Genomic DNA, 19,967 nt, shown 5'->3' with positions numbered 1-19,967 from the left:
ACGACCCTCCTTAACCGCTATTCGATAGAAAACTTCTTATCAAAACGAGAAATGGTCAGTATCTTTCGCACCTGTGGCAAGGTATTGGTAATCCGGATCATCCCGTCATCCTGCTCAAGATAGTTGTGCATATTAAGCAGCATACCTAGCCCTGCACTATCTATATAATCGACTTTCCGTAAATCGATGGTAAAACGAAAATCCTTCTTATCTGAATAACAACGACGGAACTCTTGGACTAGATTAAATCCAAAAGCCCCTTCAATTAAGATCGTTACTTGCTTGGAATTTGAATCAACTTCAGCTTCTACCGACATAATATTTCCTTTTCAACAACGAAGACTGCACCGCCTTCACGACAATATGTATACGCATGACCCATTAAAATAGCTCTACCTCTCCTTCTTCAATACTTTCCTGAGAAGCAGCTGGAGCCCCGCGATGGTCTATATTTGATTTCAGATCTGCCACAGCCTGTTTCATCTCATCAGGGTCTAGGCTGCCGCTGGCATGAGCCACGAGTATTTCAGTTACCTGATCGAGAAAATCAACACTGATCTTGGCGTAATCACCCTGTTGGACAATGATGTCTGTAAACTGTAACGCCCGAATACCGTCACCAACACGTGTATGCAGCGTGACCCCAATGGATTTGATTTTCTGAACTTCCTGTTCAACGACAGCATTAGCCGCTTTAACACCTTGAAGCATATCATCCACTTTTTCCTTAGACTCTATCGCTTCCGTCATATCGATTGATGCCATCTCCCCAACTGTTTTATTCGCTTCTTTGACCGTATCCTGAGCGACATTAATTTCCTTCTCTATTTCGCAGTTAAGCTCTTCTGCTTTTACAGAAAGGTTTCTTACTTCTTGCGCCACAACAGCAAAACCTCTCCCAGCCTCCCCAGCACGTGCTGCTTCAATCGCAGCATTCAAAGCGAGCAGGTTGGTTTGTTCGGATAGGCCACGAACTTGCGCTAACAATTTAAACACCGCATCCAACTTATCGGACATGTCATGAATACTATGTACTGCGGAAATGCTCTTCTCAGAGATATTAATGAGTGTGTCAACGAACTGGCGAATGATGGTCTCTGTTTTGGGCAAGACCTGAGTAATATCGTAGGCATTATCTTTATTACCCATAATGTTACTCACTAGCTCTTCAGCAATTGCATTTTGTCCCTCTGCTAACTTCTGCAACTCAAAGAAGCTTTCATTTAGCGTCTCTGCAGATTCATCAACAACACCATGTTGATGATCTAAAGGTTCATTTAATTGTAGGGATATTTTTTTCAATATTTCACTGACATGTAGGCTGATCTGTTTTTCGTCCTGAGATGACTTTTCACGGAACTGAGTTAACTCAGACTTATTTGGCGTAGAAGCCTCTCTAGGGAAAACAAACCATGGTATAGCCGCCGCAAGCACCATAACAGCGACATGCGCAATCGACGATGACAACGTCATCCCGATAGCAAGCAATACAATCTGCGTCCCTATAGCAAGGGCGTAGCGGATTTTTGGGGTCATTGTTATTTTATTCATAGTACATCCCTGACGTTGTGCCCGCACAGGCGCTTATTTCTTTAGACAATCACATATCTGCTGAGGTATCTGTTTAAGACTCAGCACTTGTTGCGCAGCGTTCATTTCAACCGCAACTCGCGGCATTCCCCAAACAACGGAAGAAGCTTTGTCCTGAGCGATCGTCATTGCCCCTTCTTCTCTCATCTTAAGCATTCCTCGCGCTCCATCTTGCCCCATACCAGTCAAGATGACGCCGATGGCATTCTTTCCGACCGTTTCTGCAACAGTATCAAACATCACATCGACCGATGGTTTGTGTCGGTTCACTGTTGGACGATCATCCAGTTGGCAATACAAATGTTGGCCACGCTTAATGACGACTAAATGTTTATCTCCCGGAGCAACATACGCGCATCCATTCACTAATGGGGCTTTGCTCGCTGACAACTCCTTAACCTGAATTTCGCTGTTGTCATTAAGACGCTGGGCAAAAGACGCACTGAACATAGCGCTAATGTGCTGCGTTATGACAATCGGTGGCAACCCTGAAGGCAGAGCAGACAACACTTGCCTGACTGCTTCTGTTCCACCTGTCGAGGCGCCTATCGCAATCACTTCAACTTTGGTTCTTAAGTTATTAGGAGCAATTGTCTGTGAAGGCGCATGTTTAGTTCTATCCTGAAAAACATTAGCGCCAGCAGCCATTTTTATCTTGTCATTAATATGATCTTTGTAATTGACCATATCTCCCGTGTTATCCACCGCTGGCTTAGGGAAATAGTCCACAGCCCCAAGTTCCAATGCCGTCAGGGTTGGCTCAGCCCCATGCTGAGTAAGGGTCGATATCATCACGACAGGCATTGGGCGCAAACGCATGAGGTTTTTCAGAAATTGCACCCCATTCATTTTTGGCATTTCAATGTCTAACGTCAGTACATCAGGATTGTGAATCTTGATCAGATCTCTAGCCTGATACGGATCCTCTGCCATCGCTACAACTTCAAGCTCGGGATCGGAATTGATCAATTGAGCGAGTAAGGCTCTGAAAACCGGAGAATCATCAACCACTAGTACTTTAATTTTCTTCATCAGAACAGCTCCACATCGTCATCATGAGGACGATGACTTTCTTTATCCAACTGACTGGCGTACTTATCTTCTTCTTGTTGCAAGTGATGAATTTCAGTGTAAGGAATGCGTTTCAACCAAGCTTGCCCTGTTAGCGGGTTAAATATAATTTTGCGTGGGTCGACGCCCCCTAAATCTTGAGCGACAACTGGCAAGTTCTCCTGCTCAACATAGTTAAGGATAAACGCGATGTTTTTTTCCCCAATCATAGAGTGTCGACCTAACATCTGCGCCCCACCAAACAGTTTAACTTTGAGTGACGAGCGTCTTGCACCCCGAGAAATTAGGGTATTAATCAGCATTTCCATTGCATGGCTACCGTAACGCGATGCCGTAGATACGACTTCATCTGGACGCCACGAGTTAATTTCCGAATGGTTATGGAATGGCAACAAAAAGTGATTCATACCACCTATCGCTGCATAATCATCCCAAATACAAGCCGCGATACATGACCCTAACCCCGTTGCGATCAACTCATCCTCATGGGTACAGTAAAGCCCTCCAGGAAACACTTTGATCATGTGCTTCTCTTTTTGAGGGTGATAAAAACGATTAAAGTGGCTATTTTCGTACTTTGGCTTTCCGGTCTTTAACCCAATCATAACTGCCCCTATTGTTTCACATAGATGGTTTTGCCTAAGTGACGAAAAATATCGCTACAGGCTCCGACGCTTTCGGAATGCCCGATAAATAAAATCCCATTAGGTTTAAGTTGCTGATGAAACCTTCTGATAAGTTTTTCTTGGGTCGGCCTATCGAAGTAGATCATCACGTTACGACACGAAATCAAATCAAAAGGCTGTCTAAAGTCCCACTTATCTAGCAAGTTTAGCTGATGAAACTGGATGTGTTTTTGCAGCCCCTTGGCTATTTTTATGTTCCCTTGCTGACCATCTCTTCCTTTAAAGAAACAGGGCTTTAGATATTGTTTAGGGATAGACGAAATCGCCTCATCACTGTAGATCCCCTGCTTCGCATGAGAGAGCACTTTTGTATCAAGATCTGTTGCCGTGATGGATACCTGTTTGAACTGGTTAAAGGCATTGGAACAGTATAGGGAAGAAACGAAACTGTATGGTTCTTCACCTGTCGAGCATCCTGCGGACCATATTTTGATGTTTTCGACCCCTTGTTTCTGCCACTCATCCAACATCACATTTTCTAAAAACTCAAAATGATGGTATTCACGGAAAAACTGGGTTTTGTTCGTCGTAAGGCTATTGATAAACCTCACTCGTTCACTGTTGTCTTGTTCAATAACAGATTTGTACTCAGAGAAACGAGTGAGTCCTAGCCGCCTAAGCTGGCGGCTAATGCGTCCATAGACCATGGTTCGCTTTCGATCAGAGAAGTAAATGCCCGCATGCTTGTGCATGAACCACTGGATAAACTTAAAATCTTTATCCGTTAGCTCAAACTCAGTTGCCCCTCCTCCTTCACGAGTTAGAACTCTTCCCATTCGTCCCCTTCCTCACCCGCTTTGAATCCTGCATTAGCAACGCGTGGTGTCCTGATTTCCCTTACATTGCTGCTTTGATGCCCAGAGTCTTTCGTCTTTGGTGAATCAAAGGTGGCAACATTGTCGTCAGAAGCAAAGAAGTTCATCAGGTGAATAAGTTGCTTACCTTCATCTTTCAGCGACTGACTAGCTGCCGAGGTTTCTTCAACCAAAGACGCATTCTGCTGAGTCATTTCATCCATCGTTGTGATAGCGCGGTTGATCTCATCAATACCTGTCGATTGCTCTAAGCTCGACGAAGCAATCTGTGCGATTAACTCTGTCACCTTCTCGACTGCCTCAACGATTTCATTCAAGGTATCACCGGACTCATCCACTAGTCTGGAGCCTTCATCCACTTTCTCTACGCTATCTTTGATTAACCCTTTAATTTCTTTTGCCGCCGCCGCACTGCGTTGCGCTAAGTTTCGAACTTCACCAGCAACAACTGCGAAACCGCGTCCTTGCTCACCAGCTCGGGCAGCTTCCACTGCAGCATTCAGTGCCAATAAGTTAGTCTGGAAGGCGATTTCATCGATAACACCAATGATGTCAGCAATTTTCTTGCTCGCAGTGTTGATTTCAGACATTGCTGAGACTGCTTGACCGACCACTTCGCCACCTTTACTCGCTTTCTTAGTCGCGTCCTCCGCAAGAGAATTCGCTCCTTTCGCGTTATCAGCATTTTGGCGAACAGTAGCTGTCATCTGCTCCATGCTTGCGGCAGTTTCTTCTAGATTAGAAGCTTGTGCTTCAACACGTTGGCTCAAATCATTGTTGCCTTCCGCTATTTCCGTAGAAGCGGTAGCGACTCGTGCCGAAGCTTGGGTGATCTTATCGACCATGTTGCGCAGGTTAAGTATCGAGGTGTTAACCGCATCAGACAGTCGACCGAACTCGCCCTTGTTATCCTCAGACATATTGGTATTTAAATCACCGTCCGCAACGCGACTCATGACATCAATACACTGACCAATAGGTTCGACCATGGTATCGAGCAAGTTATTAATGCCATCCCCGAGCTCTTTCATGAAGCCGCTGTATACAGAGGTATCAATCCGCTCGTTAAGCTCTCCAGAAATTGCACGCTGAATCAATGCTTCAACCTGGCGCTGACCATCTTGCTGCTCAGTGATATCTTCCCACTGTAAAGCAGGGCCGATATAGTTGCCTTGAGCATCATGCATAGCAATACAGGTCAAATTAAATTCCAGTCCCCCGACGGCGATGTTAGAACTGAATGGAAGCCTGTCCGGGTTACTAATGATGTTCCTCTGGTGGCTGGGGTTTTTATGGAAGACATCGATATTTTTACCAACCAAGTTGCTGGCATCAAATCCAGGCAGCGCTTTTTGTAAATCACTTTCTCTGGATTTAAGTAATGTCGATAATGCCGGGTTGAGGTACTGAATAATACCGTCTTTATCAGCCATCATCATATTAGTGGTCATTCCTTTCACCGCCGATGCTAAACGACCAACTTCCTGCTCTTTTGCACGTTCTTCAGTAACATCACGCCATTCAAGTGTATTACCAATATAGTTACCTTGCGCATCAGTAATCGCAGCAACATTAAGCTCTATTTTGATATCCGCAATATCAATATCGGTTTTGTAAGGGAGATTATTCGGCGTCGAGAGAAGCTGTCTCTGATGGGCTGGGTTCTTATGGAATTCATCAATACAACGTCCCATCAACCACTCTTCAGATGCCGTAAAGCCTGACCAAACTGTTCGTAGCTTCGCTTCATGCTTACCAAACAATTCGATGGTTTCTTTATTGGCATAGGTAATAAGGAAGTCTCGGTCTATCATCACCATCGCGGTTTGGGCTTGATCAACGGCTGCTTGCAACCTGGCCACGTCATCTTGTTGAGCACGTATCGCTGTTACGTCTGACCACTCCAGAGTATTACCGATGTAATTTCCCTGTGAGTCAGTTATTGAAGCGACGTTAAGTTCGATGGTTAAGTCTGCAATCTGAATGTCGGTCTTGTATGGCAGATTCGATGGGTCAGACAACAATTGCCTTTGGTGTGCTGGATTCTTATGGAATTCGTCGATGCAGCGCCCCATCAACCAGTCTTCTGAAGCCGTAAAGCCTGACCAGACAGTTCGTAATGTCGCCTCATGTTTACCAAACAACTTGAGAGTTTCTTGGTTGGCATACGTAATATTAAAATCACGATCTATCATCACCATTGCCGTCTGAGCTTGATCAACCGCGGCTTGAAGTCTGGCAATATCGTTTTGCTGGGCTACCGCAGCAGTAACATCAGACCATTCCAGTGTGTTACCAACATAGTTACCTTGACCGTCAATGATCGCGCCGACATTCAGCTCAATTTTTACATCTTTGACTTCAATAGTAGTGGTGTAAGGCAGATTTGAAGGGTTGGACAGCATTTGGCGCTGATGTGCTGGGTTTGAGTGAAAACCATCAATACAATAGCCCATCAGAAAATCTTCATCGGCACGGAAGTTAGGCCAGAAAGACTGAAACAGCGCCTTATGTGTTTTCAGCAGATCCATCGACTTCTGGTTCACATAGGTGATTTTAAAGTCCCGATCGATCATCATCAGCGCTGTCTGCGCTGCGTTCAACGCTGAGAAGAGTTGCTCTTTAGACAACCCTTTATTACTTTCCGGCTCGTATTCATCCATTAAACTATCCTGCGCAGACGAAGCAAATTGCTCCGCAGTAGCAGGCTGTGGTTTCCGATTCCAAAATGCCATGAGTCACCTCTCACTGGTTGCTTCGTTTGACGTGTTTTAAGCCCAACTCTCTTCGTTCTGGTCAGGTACAACAAGCTCTGATACATCAAACAGAGCCTCAAGTTTTATTAATATCAGATGACCATTTTCGACTGACGCAATACCTCTTATATAGCTGTGGTCAACTGAGTGGGATACGTGCGGTGCAGGTTTTATTTGTTCATCTGTTAGCGGATAGACCTCGGAGACACCGTCAACGATGATACCTAGCGGATGCATCTCGGCATCATTGAGAACAATCACCACCGTGGTTGCACCGATCTGCGCTGGGGGTAATCCGAATCGAGAACGTAGGTCAACTATCGGGACATACTCTCCACGAATCTCTAGTACACCCAGCATATAATCTGGAGAGTTGGGCACTTCACGTACCGAGCTCCAGCCACGAACTTCACGGACATCGAGAATGGGCACGCCATACTCGTCATCCCCTAACACAAAGCTCAAAAACTCTTGCGGTATGATCATGGCTCTTTCCTCAAAATTCGCTCTATGTTGAGAAGCTCTTCAGTATCGAGCAATGACATGACTTGCTCGCCAACATTTATCAGCCCTTGAAGATAAGGAGAAACAGCAGACTCGCCCACTCCTGGATAAAGCTCATTTTGCCCTTGGCTAACGACATCGCTCACCGCATCAACCACCAAGCCCATTAGGCGTTCACTTTCTTCTGCCTGAAAGCGCAAGACAATCACAACTGTGCTTGGCAGGTATTCGCATTCACCAATTTCAAACCGGCTACGTAAGTCCACCACAGGAACAATCATTCCTCGCAGATTAATGACCCCTTTCACATATCGTGGTGCTCGTGGTATTGGTGTTGGGCGCTCCCAGACACGAATTTCTTCAACATCTTTTATCTCTACGCCATACAATTCGCTCGCCAACTTAAAACTTAAGAAGTCTGCACTTTCAGAAACCCCTTCTTCGCTCACTTGTTCTAGAACGGCTTGCGCCTGAGCTTCAATCGCCTGACGAGAGTTAACTTCTGTTGCCGTTTCCATCGCAGATTCCATCTCGCCCCCTTATGCTGCTAAGCCGTTGTGCGTTGAGTCAGACGCTCGTTTGAGGAAGTTGGTGATCAGCCCCTGTATGTCGAGAATTAACGATACAGAGCCATCTCCGAGAATAGTGGCCCCTGAAATGCCAGCAACTTTGCTGTAGTTAGATTCTAGGCTCTTAATCACGACCTGTTGCTGATCGAGCAATTCATCTAATAGAATGCCTACACGGTTACCAGCTGCTTCAACGAAGCAGAGAATACGAGCATCCAGAGAACCACTCTGTCCCATCTCCAGTTCTTCTTGCAGACGAAGGATCGGAATGTTCTCTTCACGCAGGCGATACAATTCAATTCCCCCAGAGGCAAGCTTGATACATTCGGGGTCAATCTGAATCGATTCTACTATCGTCAACAGTGGGATTACGTACACCTCGCCAGCGACTTTTACCAGCTGGCCATCAAGAATAGCGAGAGTCAGTGGCAAACTGATCGTAAAACAGCTTCCGACTCCCAACTCCGATTCCACTTCAATGTGACCACCCAACTCTTCGATGTTCCTTCTCACCACGTCCATGCCGACACCTCGGCCCGAAATATCAGAAACTTCTTCTGCAGTAGAGAAACCTGGTGCAAAAATCAAATTCATAATCTGCTTTTCGCTCATGTCTTCGCGACGCGCATCTGGCGCGAGAACACCTTTTTCAGTGGCTTTATTCCAAAGCTTGTCGCAATCTAAGCCAGCACCATCATCTTTAATTTCAATGACAATAGAACCACCTTGGTGATAGGCGTTCAGCTTGATCACACCTTGCTCTTTCTTGCCCCTTTCCAATCGTGTTTGAGGCTGCTCTATGCCGTGGTCGATACCGTTTCTGACTAAGTGAACCAAAGGATCCACAATGCGCTCCAGTACCGTCTTATCAAGCTCTGTCTGCTCGCCCTGAATTTGCAAGTCAACCTGCTTCTCTAAACGAGTCGATAGATCACGGACCAGACGTGGGAAGCGGCTGAAAGCAAAGCTCATCGGTAACATGCGGATATTCAGAACGTTTTCCTGCAGGTCCTTACTGTTTTGCAACAGTTGCGCTAATCCAACCTTAAGCTTCTCTAGCTTATCAATCGTGAAATCATTGCCGATCTCAGTAAGCATCGATTGAGTAATAACAAGTTCCCCGACCAAGTTGATCAGGCTATCAACTTTGTCGATATCCACTCTAATAGAGCTGACACTTGACTCTGTTTTCGCAACTTTTGCTGGTTTCTGTTCGGCTTTAATTGAATCTTGTTCCGCGACTTCTTTGGTTGCAGAGGGGGCTTTTGTAGTGGAAATTTGAGGCTCCTCAACTTCCTCAGGAGCTGCTGTAGTTGTGGCAGGGATAGCGGAGATAAACTCGACCGTTAGTTCACATTCATCTTCGACCCATTCGAAAATCTCTCGGATTTCCTCTTCTTTTACTTCAGCATCGAGACTCGCTTGCCATTTGAGATAGCAAAGTTCAGCTTCGATCACTTCAATTTCAGGCAAAGACTCTGTATTAACCGTAATCTGACAGGAAGCATGAAGCTCTTTTAACTCACGGAGTATTCTTAGCGGGTCATTACCACTAAAAAACATTTCAGGGTGGGGTTCAAAAGTCACCAGCCAGTGACCTTCACCACCAGAAGTGTCTGGTTGTGAATCGTCACTATTCGTCGTTTGTTCAGAGAATTCTTCGTTATTAGGCTCGGAATCCACAGACGCTTCACCGAGTAACTCATGAAGCTGCGCACTGACCTCTTTTTGCAGTGCTGTGTCTACTTCACTGCCTTGTTCATGCCCTTCCAGCATGCTCTGGATACAATCACCACTTTTAAGTAGCAGGTCGACAGTCTCTGCAGTGAGCTCTTTTTCATTATTACGGACCAGATCTAGGTAGGCTTCTACAGAGTGGGTAAATTCACTGATATCAAACAAGTTAAATGTTGCTGCTCCTCCCTTAATCGAGTGAGCAGCACGAAAGATGGTATTAATGGATTCTTCATCAAGAGAAGTCACATCCAGATTAAGTAACACATCTTCCAACACCTCAAGATTTTCACGACACTCTTCGTAAAACATCTTGCGCAATTGTTCCATATCTAAAGCCATAAGCTTTTTTCCCTGCCAGATGACGTTGTTAATGAATTATTTAATTTAGATAACGCGTTTTAGAGTTTTTAGAAGCGTTTCTGGGTTAAATGGCTTAACTAGCCATCCCGTTGCTCCGGCTGATTTACCTTGTTGTTTTTTTTCGGTACTGGTTTCAGTCGTCAGCATGAGAATGGGGACGAACTTGTACTGAGGCTTATCTCTCAGCGCCTTAACTAGCTCAAACCCTCCCATATTGGGCATATTGACATCCGAAATGACCACATCAAATTTGCTACTCGCGACTTTGTTGAGTGCATCTCGACCATCATTTGCGGTTTCGACTTCATAGCCAGCATCACGTAACGTGTGGCTCACCATCTGGCGAATGGATACAGAATCATCTACTGCAAGAATCTTAGTCATTTTGATTACTCTCCGACTTTAGTTTTAGCTCAAACACGTCTTGCAAACCTAGCGTATCGATGCCTTCAAGTAGAACATCACTAGGTTTAAGCAATTGAATTTCTCGTTGATTCTTCTTTGCGGAAATAAAAAGAGAAGAGAGTAGTTGTACGCCAGCCGCATCCACTCTCGCCACTGAACTAGCGTTTAACTGAATAGAGTCGTGATTGGCAAACCATTCTTGATAATGAGTCGTTGTGTCTAGCACTGTAGAAATGTCTAGAGACTCAGGAAGTAAACATTCCATGTTTCTACCTACACTTTTCTTATAATTTCCTAGCCGTTATGGAAGCTTTTCGCTTAATTTTGAGTGTAGGAAGGAATAGATATTTAGCAAATTAACAAAATCAAATTATGAACTAAAAGTCATATATTTAGGGCGTAAATAAGGTTAATTACCTTGTTTTTTAAAGGGTTAGTTCGTTAATGAAGGACAAAATAATTTCCATATATTTTTTATAGATAAGGGGATATTTGCAAACAAATCAAAAACATCTACCTTTTGTTAGTTCTATCAACCAAGAAATCTAGCACATCATTTACGGAGCACTTCAGAGTTTACAATGTAAATTGTAAACCTATTGCTTGCCCTATCGAATATCACAATTATTGAGCCACATTAGAGTATTCCCCACCATCGCTACGCAATAACATCAATATTAAACTACGCTCATATTTCATTATTAAGTTTAATTAACTCAATACCGCTTATCAGCGCTTAAGTGGACGGATGATAGGAAAGAGTCTATGAACCTTTTTGCTGATCTCAAACTACGTTGGAAGTTAATGGCAATTATCGTCATTCCGGTTGTGTGTTTAGTCTATTTTGCCCAAACACAGGTGATGAGAAACGTTGCTCTCGTTGAAGAAGATAACAACATACTGATGCTGTCAGAGTTTTCAGTTAAAGCTAGTGCTCTTGTGCATGAGTTACAAAAAGAGCGAGGCATTACCGCCGGCTTTATGGACAGCCGCGGCTTACGCTTCTCAAATGAAGTTCAAGATCAACGCAGAAACGTAGATGCAAAGAGAGATCAGCTCAGGTTGTTCATGCAAAGTTTTGATCCTTCTATCTATGGCTCAGCCTTTGAGAAGCAGTTGGATCATTCCCTCTCTGTACTGAATGAATTGGATTCGAAGCGGACAGAAATAGACGCCCTTGAGATACCTAAAAGCCAGGCAATTGGATTCTATACAGATATGAATGCCCAGTTCTTGGGTGACATTGTTCATCTTTCTAAAGCCAGTTCAAGTGGAGAGCTCAGCTCTATGGCCGCAGCTTATGCAAACTTTTTGCAAAGTAAAGAACGAGCAGGTATTGAACGTGCATTGTTAATGGGGGTATTTGCTAATGATGAGTTCCAAGGGCGTCAGTATGAACGCTTCCAAAATCTTGTATCCGCTCAGACCAATTACACTAGTGTATTCAAAACCCTCGCAGCGCCCTCACAACTAGAAATATACCGCGGAACCATGACTGGGCCGATCATGGAAGAAACGGCCTCTTTTCGTGAGATAGCTATTGAATACGCTATGATTGGTGGCTTTGGTGTTGACCCGGCAGAGTGGTTCAAAGCGCAAACAGCAAAAATCAATCTGCTCAAGCAAGTAGAAGATAAACTGGCAAATGATCTCATCACCCTAACACAAGCTTATGCGGATAAAGCGAGTTCCGAACTCACAAGAGATATCATTTTAATGGTAGCCGCACTGTTATTGACAGCACTTGTCGTTTATGTAGTGCAAAAAGGTATTACCGTACCGATTACAGCTGCTGTACAAATAGCCAACTCTATCGCTTCAGGGAAACTGAACAATCAAATTAATGCCAGCTCGAATGATGAATCAGGTATGCTGCTCAAAGCCCTCTCAACCATGCAGGAAAATCTTCTCCAAGCGCAACGTGACCTTGAAAAGAGAATGGAACAGGAGCGAGTACAAGCAGAAGAAAATAGCCGTATTCGTCAGGCCCTTGATCAAGTATCCGCAAGTGTGATGGTAGCGGATAACAACAACGATCTCATTTACCTGAATCACGCGATGCATCAAGAATTTGCTCGAAATGTATCAAGTTTCAGCAATGCCATTAAAGGTTTTGACCCTGAAAGGTTACTAGGTAGAAACATTGGTCTATTCAGTCACACAACTGAATACCAACGCATTCTTCAATCAATAGATAAAACTGTGGCTGTAGAGATCAACATCGACAAGCGAATCTACAAAGTCATTGCGAATCCGGTAATGGGCGAAAATGGAATTCGCCTAGGAACCGTCATTGAGTGGGATGATTTAACGGAGCAACGTGATGCAGAGCTGCAAGTTGAGAATGTCATACGTGCAGCTGCATCAGGCCAACTCAGCACTCGTTTAGATACCACTCGCCTGAGTGGCTTTATGCACGATCTTGGCGATGGTATTAACGAGCTTCTCGACGCCATCGTCGGACCATTAACGATCGCTGCAGATTGCGTGGCGAAAATATCCCTAGGCCAGATCCCCGAATCAATCACCGATGAGTACCGCGGCGACTTCAACAAACTGAAAGATAACTTAAACACCTGTATTTCAGCCATCAACCTGTTGGTCAAGGATGCCAACAACCTAGCAGATGCAGCAATCGCAGGTCAGCTATCAGCAAGAGCCGATGAAACTCAGCATCAAGGTGATTTCAGAACCATCATCAAAGGGGTCAACAGCACGCTAGATGCGGTTGTCACACCGCTCACGGTGGCAGCTAATTGCGTCGATCAAATAGCGAAAGGTCAAGTACCCTCACCTATTGAAGAACACTACAATGGTGACTTTAACCTACTCAAAAACAACCTCAATACATGTATTGCCGCTATTAAACAGCTTATCGATGACGCCAACGCATTAGCGATTGCCGCGGTTGAAGGAAGGCTAGATAACCGGGCAGACACCTCACGCCATCAAGGTGACTTCAAGCAAATTGTTGAAGGAATGAACCAAACATTGGATGCCATGGTTGAACCGACGAATGAATGCAAAGAAGTTCTCGCTCGCTTAGCAGATGGCGACCTAACAAGCACAGTGAAAGGTACTTACCAAGGCGATTTTGCTGTATTGAAGGAAGCCGTGAATACCAGTATTGAAAACTTGCTAGAACTGATTAAAAACATTAGCCAATCAGCCGGTATCGTCAACAACTCGGTGAGCGAACTATCAAGCGGTGTTGTTAACTTGAGCCACCGAACCGAAGACCAAGCCGCGTCATTAGAACGGACCTCTGCGTCGATGTCTGATATGACTGAGTCGGTAAAACAAAATGCCGACAACGCCAGTTTGGCAACTGACTTAGCACGAGATGCGCAAGTCAAAGCACAACGTGGTGGAGAAGTTGTTGAGCGAGCGGTAGTAAGCATGGCAGAAATCAACAGTTCCAGTAAGCGGATTTCAGACATTATCGGTGTCATTGATGAAATCGCCTTCCAAACTAACTTACTGGCACTGAACGCTGCCGTAGAGGCTGCACGGGCTGGTGAACAAGGACGAGGGTTTGCCGTCGTCGCAGGAGAAGTACGCAATCTAGCTCAGCGCTCAGCTCAAGCAGCCAAAGAGATCAAAGAATTGATTCGAGACAGTGTATCTAAAGTGGAAGAAGGTACGGAGCTGGTTAATGAATCTGGTTCGACACTCAAAGATCTCGTTTCCTCGGTAGAAAAAGTAACGTCCATGATTGCTGAGATTTCAGCGGGCTCTTCAACTCAAAGCAATCGAATCTCTAAGGTCAATGAGGCCATTAAAGACATGGATGATATGACTCAGCAAAATGCGGCATTGGTAGAAGAAGCTTCCGCAAACAGTACGTCAATGGAAGAACAAGTCAACAGTGTTATCCAACTGCTGTCCAGTTTCAAAATTGAAGATATTTCTCCATCACCATCGAGCCGAACAGAGGCTCAAACTGTGCTCAAGGTGAGTAACTATTCGTACTAAGAAGAAACACTTAAATAAAAAAAGAGGAGATATATTCTCCTCTTTTTTATACGCTGTTCTAGTAGGGTAAAGCCTGAAATCGGTCCCTTTTACAGTGTAAATTGGGGCGTTTTCATACGATATCCAACAAGACCTGTATATCTGATCTCAATTGCTGCTCGGTTTGCTTTCTCCCAGTAAAACCGAACTCTTCACTACACACTTGCCAACTGCGTTGCTGCAACACCTTACGGATCACAAGAGATGAGCAACCTATTAGTGCTTTGTTCGAGGACTGCAACCAGTTAGCGATAAATGGAGCCACACTTTCGAACCCTGCCCCGCCCAGACAATAGTTTCTAACAAGCGCTTGAAACTCACATTCCACTTCGGAAGCATCTTCCTTACGCAATAGATTACGTACAATGTCAGTTTCAATATCAGCGAATGCATCACCGAGAAGATAACGCATAGACTGATGAAAATGCTGCTCGGCCACCGAAATCCAATCGAAACACCCTTTGACCATGACCACTGAATGGCAGCCACTCGCTTGATCTCTTTGCACACCTAACTTAACAGGAACAAAACCATTCTTACGCCAGAAGCGAATTAACTCACTAGTCGCCCCAAAGCTGGTGGACATAAACTGACTCCCTAACCGCTGCGTCAACTGTTCTAACATGGCAGAGCCAACCCCTTGCTGCTGATAGTCAGGGTGTGTAGCAATTCTCATCAATCTGAGGCTTGCCTGGCTGGCAGCTTGGGTTAAACCAAGGTGATTGGCTAGCATCACTGGTACCAAGTGCCCTCTTGGCCTTCTTTGTCCTTGTTGTATCGATTTAATTAAAGGCTCTTCTAACTCACCCTCTTTAATCGTTAACATACAACCTAAGCAATATTGTTCTGAGAATGCCGCATAAAGCTGGATCGCATCATCTTCGAGCAACAGCATTAAATCATTTGGTGATGTTTGATAGTGAGCGTTTACCAGTAACGCAAAACAAGATCGCAGTAAATCAGGCTGAACCACAAGTTGTTGCTTATCGATTAGCTCCAATTTAATTGGCGGTAAAACAGTGAGAGGTGGCGTCTCCAATTCAGCATTAAGCAAAAAAGTCTCAAACAGCCAACGTTCAACAGGGTCATTCTCATTCCAGCGAATCGGCTGATCCAAGTGATAAAACACCGCACCAGGTCTTTGCTGTCTGAGCCAAGTCTGAAACTTGAGCGTGAAACCGCGTCCGCACCCCTCATAGCCATGAATCGTTGTCGAAAACACACAACGGTGGTGGCGCTCGACCATTTTCTGCAACATTGGAATTGGAATTGCGGACGCTTCATCAACCAATAGCAAATCGCATTCAGGAGGCATTCGAAGTAGTGCATCAGGCGCAATAAACGTCAGTGTCGATTGACCCAACTGAATGGCGCCTTTTTTGATGACCGCCTCTGGCAGCAATCGGTGAGCATGTTCAAACACAGGAGCCACTGTCGCAAGACTCGGAGCAGTCACTACAATATGAAGGTTACGCGCTTCCATCAATTCAGCGGCAGCAATCCCCAAAGCACTGCTCTTCCCTCTACCACGGTCAGCGCTCATTACCAAAGGACGTTTGCGATGCCCCTCAACCACTTTTCGTATTTTTTCAACCGCGATTTTCTGCTGTGCTAAAGGTTCAGCGCTGGCGCTATCAACTTGAGGCAGTTCAGGCAAAGGCTTAACCTGCTCAACCTGAATCAGCGAACCTAAAGCAGCATTGAACCATTGTTCTGACAACGAAAGAGAATCGGAATCAGCTGGTATTATTACAACCAAGCCACCACCGGTTACGCAGCCCAATGCGGCACTAAAGGAATTAGCGTCAAATCCATCGGAAAAATCGCAAATGAGAAGGCCACACTCTTGCCCTAGTAACCTCTGCCCTTGCTTAAACGTAACCAGATGTACATTATCATCGTCACTTTTCCCACCCAGCTGATAAATAGCAGAATTTGAAAACAACTCTTTAAGGGCTGACAACGTATTAGACTGCCAGTCAACACTGCCTTTCAGCACCACTCCAAATCTGTGATTCGCGTTATTGGCGGATTGAATAAGTTGAGAAAAATAATTGTGCATGGCCGTTGTCAAAGTTCCGAGAATAAGCGAATTATAACAACTAAGACGCGTAAATGAGAGGTAGAAAAAAAGCCGCAAAGTGCGGCTTTCTGTCAGGTAACAATAACGCTATTTGAGTTTAGTCGATACAAAGTCGAGAATCTCTTGCATCAGTGCATCATCCACTTTTTTCAGATTAATTGCTAAGTCTGCGCCTTTGCGACTGTAACTGGCGCGCCCTTTAACTAACTCTATTTTTCGGCTGGCTGAACGTTTACTTGGCGCAAGCTCTTCAATCCACTGTTCAAGGGTTTCAGAAACTTCTTTCGTAATACGTGCAACGCCCTGAGCTTGACTGCGTTGCCAAACAAAACCGTCCGTTGACTGACACTTATCTAAAAGCTTGCCACGGTTTGCTTCACTAAGTTCATTGAATTGCTTGTGAAGCTTCACAATCGTCGGACGCCCTAAATCAGCAACATTTGGGTAGGCCTGAAGAAGCGTTAACGGTAGATCGGCGGCTTTCAATGCGCCACTCACCAAGGCTTCACTGCATTGGAACATCTTGGCTAATGCTTTCTGATCCTCAGCCTCACCGCTTTCCAGCTTCGCCTGCATCTCTTTGCCTTTTTCATATAAAGACAAAGGCTTGTGGGCATTCGCCACATCGGACAAGAATTTTGCATGCTCACCATTGATGTTTTCAGCAACGTAGATGAGGAAATCTTTTTCGGCCAAGATACAAGACATACGACGGCGGCTACCGTCAAGGACTTCAATCTTACCGTCTTCGCGCTTACGGCCAACGGCTGGGTATTGCTGTCCACGTTCTTTTAATGTTGCCAGAACATCGGACAACGCATGTTCATTTAGGAAAGATTGCTCACGGGCATTTTCTGCAAATACAACCGTCTGCTCCGCTATATCGCTGGCCGAAATGCGTACCAGCTCAAACGTAACCATCTCCTCGCCTGCAACCGCCAGTTCAATCACCTGCGCTTGCTCTTTAGCCGCTTTTTGCGCTTCCTGAGGCGTTGCTACATGGCGCTTATTCGCTTTACCAAACAATCTTGCGTTTAAATCTGAAGTTTTAATTGCCATTGTCTAATTACCCCTGATTTAGTGATGACCAGTTGCTATGCAGAACTCGTTCAAGCTCTAACGCACTCTTTTGAACAGCATCTTGCGCTGTCGCCAACGTCTTTTTACCACCTTCAAAATCGCCAGTTGTCAGGTCAAATACAGTACTGTAGGTATCGGCACAGGTTTCAAAAGCACGGCTACGTGGAATAGTGGCCATCGTCACTTGATCGCCTAACAGGTAGTTCATCTCTGTTAGAACGGCCACTTGCTTCTTGTTATCATCTTCAAACATCGTTGGCATCAAACGAACAAACTCAAGCCCCTGCCAGTCTTCTGGGAACATCTCGTATACTGTCGGGAGATGCTGGAAGAAGTTTACCGTAGATGCCCAGTCTAGACGCTTAGCGGCACAAGGGATAAGCAGTGCGTTAGATGCATACATCGCATTCCACACGAGTGGATCAACGTGTGGACCAGTATCAATCATGATGATATCGAAATCATCGGCGATTTGATCAATCAGCTTTTCCTTCAATAGTTTTACGATATCGAGAGATTGATTCTGTGATAGATTTTGCCACGCTTCTGCGTTAAACATCGCGTCTTCCGGGAACGCCGATACGGTTTTCAGGTTCGGGTACTGAGTAGGAAGCAACACATTTTTATGCAGAAATTCTTTGTCGACTTCGACACCTTCAGGCACGTTGTCGAGCATCACATCCACAGCTGAGTAAATGTTATCGTGGTCAGTCAGGCTAATTTGTGGATTAAGGAATAAACGCAATGAACCTTGTGGATCCAAGTCAATCAGACAAATACGGTAACGCTTGTCTAAGTTCAATGCTAAACACGCCGCAAGGTGCACAGCCGTCATGGATTTACCTGTACCACCCTTCTGGTTCTGTACATTGATAATCCACGGTTTATTGTCATTGTTTTTCTTACGCTCATGGAATTTCGCAACGCCAGCCGCGTCCATCAACATGTGAGCTTCTTGCAGTGAAATAGAATAGTGATTCGCATTATTCTTCGTAAACTGATGACCGGATTCCTCAAGTTTACTGATCGCATCATCCAATTTACGACGAGTCAGACCTGAGCGAGTTTCCATCAGTGCTTTCGACATAGGCGGGAAATGCTCATCGCTGCGCTCTTCCAAAACGATCTCTATTCGGTCAGCCTGAACCTGTGCAGTTTGTTCAGCGAGTTGAATGAGACTATCAATTGTCTGTTCTCTTTTCATTGCCAAATTCCGTTATTAGTGTCTGTTGATAATTGTACAGCATAATCAATCAATAACAACAAAAAGGTGAACAGACATTTATAGATTAAAATCACATTAATAAGAGAGTTTTCAATCGATTTAATGAATACACAACAAAACCTGTCAAAAATTGACCATTTTAGATGTGTAAAAGACCTTTGATATTCGACTACATTTAAAGTGTTACAGCATCACTTATTTACATTGTAAATAAAAAATCGATGAAAAAGAGAAAAATTTCCCGGAACGATTGTTATATGCTCACATTTTACGGCCTGTGTAATTTCGACTCTAGACGAGCACCATATTGGCTTGCTAGTCCTTCCTAATTCAATGAACTTAATCTCATAGAGAGTAAACGCAACAACTCCTCATGTTCGCGACTTTCCGAAACAATGATCAAGGCAATTACGGTGATCATGCTTTCAGGCATAAAATAGCTTATAGGAAGCATGATCAAGGAAAATTCGATGTGTTTGAGGCAGTTAAATACCTTCAGTTTTAATGATCCTTATTCGGATCAATGATCAAGTAATGATAACGCTCGGAAGCATGATAATTTCAATCCGAATTACGGCGGAATGCAGATGAACTAAGAGATGTCGCTGTATGTACTGGTATCTCACGTTAAATCGAGTAACGAAGAGAGAAGAACCTTACATGACTCGATTTTCTTGATCATGCTTTCGATATCGATGTTAGTGAGATTTACTCCCTGTAAAATGAGTAATGTATGTCAGATGGATTTCAGATTGGTGAAGAAAACATCAATTCACATGCTCACACAGGCTATCCTTGATCATTCTTTCGTGTTCTACACTCAAATTCCCCATCAAATGAAGTATCCATTTCGGTTGTGTTCGTTTCGCTCTGTGGATAAATTGTGAGTCTATGATGATCATGCTTCGGGTTCGATATTGATCATGCATTCGTAACATTAATGATCATCGTTCTGAAAAGGTTTGATCATGCTTTCAGTCATTTGATGATCATAGTTTCGAAGTATTCATGATCATGCTTTCAGCAGTGGATAAAAAAAGATCATTAATAACATAAACTTACAAGAAAACTC

Annotated in this window: 15 protein-coding genes; 1 reads left to right on the top strand and 14 read right to left on the bottom strand. The window is 44.4% G+C overall.

Annotated features, from left to right (window positions below; translation table 11 throughout):
• Positions 1–17: 17 nt before the first annotated feature.
• From QMA41_RS10670 to QMA41_RS10620, 11 genes are all read right to left on the bottom strand, one after another.
• The gene (locus QMA41_RS10670; RefSeq protein WP_006959923.1) at positions 18–317 is read right to left on the bottom strand and encodes an STAS domain-containing protein; all 300 of its coding nucleotides are present in this window, start codon (positions 315–317) and stop codon (positions 18–20) included.
• Between the two features lie 64 nt (positions 318–381).
• Entirely contained in the window at positions 382–1,551 is a 1,170-nt protein-coding gene (locus QMA41_RS10665; protein WP_038156956.1) for a methyl-accepting chemotaxis protein, read from the bottom strand.
• A 33-nt stretch (positions 1,552–1,584) separates the two neighbouring features.
• Positions 1,585–2,622, bottom strand: a complete 1,038-nt coding sequence (locus QMA41_RS10660) for a chemotaxis response regulator protein-glutamate methylesterase (RefSeq protein ID WP_038156953.1) — start codon at positions 2,620–2,622, stop codon at positions 1,585–1,587.
• Positions 2,622–3,266 carry a chemotaxis protein CheD gene (locus tag QMA41_RS10655; protein WP_281629612.1) on the bottom strand — a complete coding sequence of 215 codons (645 nt, stop codon included), beginning with the start codon at positions 3,264–3,266 and terminating at the stop codon, positions 2,622–2,624. Before QMA41_RS10655 ends, QMA41_RS10660 begins: the two co-directional genes overlap by 1 nt.
• 8 nt (positions 3,267–3,274) lie before the next feature.
• Entirely contained in the window at positions 3,275–4,123 is an 849-nt protein-coding gene (locus QMA41_RS10650) for a protein-glutamate O-methyltransferase CheR (protein WP_038156949.1), read from the bottom strand.
• Positions 4,108–6,825: an aerotaxis transducer Aer2 gene (aer2, locus tag QMA41_RS10645; RefSeq protein WP_348650164.1), complete on the bottom strand. Its 2,718-nt coding sequence runs from the start codon at positions 6,823–6,825 to the stop codon at positions 4,108–4,110. The genes QMA41_RS10650 and aer2 overlap by 16 nt, the downstream gene beginning before the upstream one ends.
• A gap of 108 nt (positions 6,826–6,933) precedes the next feature.
• A complete protein-coding gene (locus tag QMA41_RS10640; protein WP_281629611.1) occupies positions 6,934–7,404 on the bottom strand; it encodes a chemotaxis protein CheW in 471 nt (156 codons plus the stop codon).
• Positions 7,401–7,952, bottom strand: coding sequence for a chemotaxis protein CheW (locus tag QMA41_RS10635; RefSeq protein ID WP_080569006.1), 552 nt, complete (start codon positions 7,950–7,952; stop codon positions 7,401–7,403). The genes QMA41_RS10640 and QMA41_RS10635 overlap by 4 nt, the downstream gene beginning before the upstream one ends.
• A 9-nt stretch (positions 7,953–7,961) precedes the next feature.
• The gene (locus QMA41_RS10630) at positions 7,962–10,067 is read right to left on the bottom strand and encodes a chemotaxis protein CheA (protein WP_281629610.1); all 2,106 of its coding nucleotides are present in this window, start codon (positions 10,065–10,067) and stop codon (positions 7,962–7,964) included.
• Positions 10,068–10,112: 45 nt separating this feature from the next.
• The gene (locus QMA41_RS10625; protein WP_006959910.1) at positions 10,113–10,472 is read right to left on the bottom strand and encodes a response regulator; all 360 of its coding nucleotides are present in this window, start codon (positions 10,470–10,472) and stop codon (positions 10,113–10,115) included.
• Positions 10,465–10,758 carry an STAS domain-containing protein gene (locus tag QMA41_RS10620; protein ID WP_006959908.1) on the bottom strand — a complete coding sequence of 98 codons (294 nt, stop codon included), beginning with the start codon at positions 10,756–10,758 and terminating at the stop codon, positions 10,465–10,467. Before QMA41_RS10620 ends, QMA41_RS10625 begins: the two co-directional genes overlap by 8 nt.
• Positions 10,759–11,258: 500 nt before the next feature.
• Between QMA41_RS10620 and QMA41_RS10615 the strand changes: the two genes are divergently transcribed.
• On the top strand, positions 11,259–14,468 hold the full coding sequence (locus tag QMA41_RS10615; RefSeq protein WP_165579816.1) for a methyl-accepting chemotaxis protein: 3,210 nt from the start codon (positions 11,259–11,261) through the stop codon (positions 14,466–14,468).
• A gap of 112 nt (positions 14,469–14,580) precedes the next feature.
• On the opposite strand, the gene QMA41_RS10610 is transcribed toward QMA41_RS10615, so the two are convergent.
• From QMA41_RS10610 to QMA41_RS10600, 3 genes are all read right to left on the bottom strand, one after another.
• Positions 14,581–16,569 carry a GNAT family N-acetyltransferase gene (locus tag QMA41_RS10610; RefSeq protein ID WP_281629609.1) on the bottom strand — a complete coding sequence of 663 codons (1,989 nt, stop codon included), beginning with the start codon at positions 16,567–16,569 and terminating at the stop codon, positions 14,581–14,583.
• 108 nt (positions 16,570–16,677) lie between these two features.
• Positions 16,678–17,649: a ParB/RepB/Spo0J family partition protein gene (locus tag QMA41_RS10605; RefSeq protein ID WP_281629608.1), complete on the bottom strand. Its 972-nt coding sequence runs from the start codon at positions 17,647–17,649 to the stop codon at positions 16,678–16,680.
• 7 nt (positions 17,650–17,656) lie between these two features.
• Entirely contained in the window at positions 17,657–18,874 is a 1,218-nt protein-coding gene (locus QMA41_RS10600; protein WP_006959900.1) for a ParA family protein, read from the bottom strand.
• Between the last annotated feature and the right edge of the window lie 1,093 nt (positions 18,875–19,967).

Source organism: Vibrio sp. St2 (genome assembly GCF_947311885.1).
GTDB lineage: Bacteria > Pseudomonadota > Gammaproteobacteria > Enterobacterales > Vibrionaceae > Vibrio > Vibrio coralliilyticus.
The sequence above is the reverse complement of the archived record's forward strand: the minus strand, read 5'-3'. Positions and strand labels throughout refer to the sequence as shown.